Source organism: Haloferax sp. Atlit-6N, assembly GCF_003383195.1.
GTDB classification, from domain to species: Archaea; Halobacteriota; Halobacteria; order Halobacteriales; family Haloferacaceae; genus Haloferax; species Haloferax gibbonsii.
In genome coordinates this window covers 1-487 of record NZ_QEQJ01000250.1, presented here as the reverse complement: position 1 = coordinate 487, position 487 = coordinate 1, and the positions used below count along the sequence as shown (strand labels likewise).

Sequence of the window (487 nt, the reverse complement as noted above, 5' to 3'; positions counted from 1 at the left end):
GTCTTGCCGTTCGAGTTCAAGCAGGCGGCCGAAATCTGGCTCACCGCCGCACAGAGCTTCTTCGCGCTCGCGGTCCTCGTGAATTTCCGTATCAGCGTCCGCGAGGCGGTGACGCTTCTCGTCCTGTTCGTCTCGCAGGTCGTCATCGAGTTCGCGCTCATCCGAGTCTATCCGGAAGCGCTCGCAGAGACGTACTCGATCTACCTGCTCTTGGCGTACTCGGTCGTCTACGTCGTGCTCGCCGCCGGACTCCTCGCCAGCCGTCGGCGTGACCTCCAACGGCTCGCCAAACTCACCGTCGCCAACATCCGCGGGACGCCGGTGCCGGAACCGGAGCGCGCGGACTGAGCGACGAAGCGTTCCCCTTCCCGCCGCTCCGAGAGTTTTTATACCGAGCGGCGACCACTCCCTGTCGTGATCGGACTGGTCGTCAGCCGCGCCGACTCCGCCTCGGTCGCGATCGGCGAGGCACTCCGCTCGCTCGTCG

1 pseudogene is annotated in these 487 nt (G+C 65.7%); it reads left to right on the top strand.

The annotated features are described in order from the left end of the window. Nucleotides 1-348 (top strand): annotated as a pseudogene (locus tag DEQ92_RS22215) (sodium:calcium antiporter); the annotation flags it as partial. Nucleotides 349-487 lie beyond the last annotated feature (139 nt).